The organism is Desulfovibrio sp. 1214_IL3152 (assembly GCF_036763055.1).
Classification (GTDB): Bacteria; Desulfobacterota; Desulfovibrionia; order Desulfovibrionales; family Desulfovibrionaceae; genus Desulfovibrio.
Genome location: NZ_JBAIYW010000502.1, coordinates 1 through 2,878, shown reverse-complemented (window position 1 = coordinate 2,878; position 2,878 = coordinate 1). Strand labels below are relative to the sequence as shown.

At 59.3% G+C, this 2,878-nt stretch carries 4 protein-coding genes; 2 read left to right on the top strand and 2 right to left on the bottom strand.

Annotation, left to right across the window (positions count from 1 at the left end):
- Together V6C07_RS10815 and V6C07_RS10810 are read right to left on the bottom strand one after the other, a co-directional pair.
- On the bottom strand, nt 1–369 hold a 369-nt coding region (locus V6C07_RS10815), incomplete at its 3' end, for a polysaccharide biosynthesis/export family protein (RefSeq protein WP_333536494.1).
- An 84-nt stretch (nt 370–453) separates the two neighbouring features.
- Nucleotides 454–837, bottom strand: a complete 384-nt coding sequence (locus V6C07_RS10810) for a DVU3141 family protein (protein WP_333536493.1) — start codon at nt 835–837, stop codon at nt 454–456.
- 318 nt (nt 838–1,155) lie between these two features.
- Here V6C07_RS10810 and V6C07_RS10805 point away from each other — a divergent pair, with 318 nt between their 5' ends.
- A complete protein-coding gene (locus V6C07_RS10805) occupies nt 1,156–2,181 on the top strand; it encodes a molybdopterin-binding protein (protein WP_333536495.1) in 1,026 nt (341 codons plus the stop codon).
- 148 nt (nt 2,182–2,329) lie between these two features.
- Nucleotides 2,330–2,878 (top strand): (2Fe-2S)-binding protein (locus V6C07_RS10800; protein ID WP_333536492.1); only part of this gene is annotated, 549 nt, incomplete at its 3' end.

Sequence of the window (2,878 nt, the reverse complement as noted above, 5' to 3'; positions counted from 1 at the left end):
GGATACGGGGCGTGCATCCAGCGGGGCTGCGTATATCTGCACGTCGGCATGGCCGTTGGCGGCCAGTTTGCTTCGCAGGGCGTCAGCCAGCTTGTCGTAGGCCAGTCCGGCCACGGGCATGTCGCCCACTTCTGGCAGGTTCATATGCCCATCCGGCCCCACAGCAAGGGTTCGGTCCACCTTGAGGTCGCCGCCCCACAGGCGCACCACCACCCGGTCGCCGGGCGCAATAACCGCGCCTTCCTTGTTCTGGGCAAAATTGCCCTGAAAAAGGTTGGCCGCATAGGGCTGGACATTGTCGGCGGCATGGGCGGAGCTGCACAGAGCCAGCAGCGCCAGAACGGCAAAAAGATATTTTTGTTGCAGCATGGTGTTTCAAAGTATGCGACGCGCGGTCTCGCGGCTGTGCCGCGCCGCGCGCCTGCAATGGTTTAGGAAAGGTTGCCCGTGCAATTACGGTTTGGAAATGCCCTGACCCCACACCCTGGGGGCCATGATCCAGCGGCCCTGCGCATCCTGGCAGATAACGACCACTTCAGCCTCTTTTTGCCCGGCCAGCACTGTGCCGCGTTTGCAGCTTTCGCCTTTGGCCGACGTAAAGACTTCATCAACGCTCACACTGACACCCTGCCCGAACTGCACGTCGTCCAGCACGGTGGTCTGGCCGGGGGTGGAAATGATCATGAAGCTTTCCACGGGGCCTGGGGGCGTTTCGTCCCTTTGCGGACTTTCGCCAAGGCCGCATGCGGACAAAGACAAGGCAAGAAGAAGGGCGGCTGCCAAGGCCGCCGCACGGCTGATGCGCGATGCGCGCGCGAGGCAAAAGACTGTGTTCATGCCGGCTCCTGGCGGGGATAAACCGTAGCGCCATCACAGGCTGGCGCATCTGCGGTACGGTGATTCTGCTCCTCTCCATCTCGCAGAGAATGTCTGCTCTGTCAATTGCCGCCGCGTCTGCCGCCGCCATCAATAGTCACGCTTTTTGTTGAAATGGGGGAAATAAAAATCAAATACGTGATATTACGTAAAGTTATCGTGTCCACACTTTATAAATCATGAATTTTATTTTGCATTTCGTTGCGGGAGTGTTATTCTACGCACAATCTGGCCATCAGGTTATGCATCATTTGAGGAGCAAACATGTCGGAACTTTGTATGAAAGTCATACACGTTCATGATGCGGTAGGTAGTGTACTTTGTCACGATATAACCAGGATTGTTCCCGGCGAGAGCAAGGGGCCGGTATTTCGTAAAGGGCATATCGTGCGGCCCGAAGATATCAAGGTGCTGCTCGAAACAGGCAAGGAGCATCTTTATGTTTTTGAACCGCTTGCCGGAATGGTACACGAAAATGACGCCGCCGCCCGCATTGTGGCCGCTGCCGTGGGGCCAAACCTCATGGCCGGTGACCCGAAGGAAGGGCGCATTGACCTTGTGGCTGCCTGTGACGGCCTGCTGCGGGTAGACGTGCCTGCCCTGAACAGGATCAACAGCCTGGGCGAAATCACCATGGCGACCCTGCACGGCATGCAGTTTGTGAAAAAAGGACGCGCCGTGGCGGGAACCCGCGTGGTTCCCCTTATGATCGGTGAGGACAAGCTGCGCCGCCTTGAAGACGCAGTGAGCCGCCCCGTCATCGAGGTGCTGCCCCTTGCCCGTGCCAGGGTGGGCGTGGTCACCACGGGCAGCGAGGTTTACTACGGACGCATTCGTGACGCTTTCGGTCCTGTGCTGCGCAAAAAATTTGCGGCATTGGGCAGTTCCGTCATGGGGCAGACCCTGACCAGCGACGAGGTCAGCATGACCGCCTCGGCCATTGCGGATTTTTTGCATCAGGGCGCGGATATGATTGTGGTGACGGGCGGCATGTCCGTTGATCCAGACGACCGCACGCCCGCCGCCATACGCGCTTCCGGGGCGCAGATTCTCAGCTATGGCGCGCCGGTTTACCCGGGCGCCATGTTTCTTCTGGCCTATGCAGCAGGTCCCGGCGGACGTGTGCCTGTGCTGGGGTTGCCCGGCTGTGTCATGTATCACAAGGCCAGCATATTTGACCTCATTGTGCCGCGCCTGCTGGCCGGGGTTGAGGTAACGGCCGAAGACATCGCGGCTTTGGGGCACGGCGGTTTTTGCGCCGGCTGCCCTGAGTGTGCATATCCCGTGTGTCCATTCGGCAAGTAGATGTGTACCCGTATCCGTACCGGTATCATAGTCAACGTGTCAGGATTCCTGCGGCGCCCTGCTGCGCACGCAGGAAAATTACGGCCCTGAGCGCGGATATCCCGCGTCGGCATATATCCAGGCACTTATCATAGCAAAGGAGTCGCGCATGGAAACCAAAACCCTCATAGTCAACGGCATGGCCCGGCGTTTGTTGGTCAGCCCCAATGATCTTCTGGTGGACGTGCTGCGCAGCCAGTTGCAGCTCACCAGTGTGAAAGTGGGCTGCGGCAAGGGCCAGTGCGGCGCGTGCACGGTTATTCTGGACGGCAAGGTGGTGCGGGCATGCATCATCAAGATGAGCCGGGTGGCTGAAAATGCATCTGTAACGACCCTTGAAGGCATAGGCACGCCGGACTGTCTGCACCCGTTGCAGCATGCGTGGATCCAGCACGGCGCGGCGCAATGCGGTTTTTGCACCCCCGGCTTCATTGTGTCGGCCAAGGCCCTGCTGGACGAAAATGCCGCCCCCAGCCGCGAAGATGTGCGCGACTGGTTCCAGAAACACCACAATATCTGCCGCTGCACGGGCTACAAGCCTCTTGTGGACGCCGTCATGGATGCGGCCGCCATACTGCGCGGAGAAAAAACCGTTGAAGAGATCAGCTTCAAGATGCCTGCCGACGGCCGCATCTGGGGCAGCAGCATTCCGCGTCCC

Coding starts and splice junctions, on each gene's coding strand:
- V6C07_RS10805 (WP_333536495.1), top strand. CDS start 1,156: ATGAAAGTCATACACGTTCATGATGCGGTAGGTAGTGTACTTTGTCAC.
- V6C07_RS10810 (WP_333536493.1), bottom strand. CDS start 837: ATGAACACAGTCTTTTGCCTCGCGCGCGCATCGCGCATCAGCCGTGCG.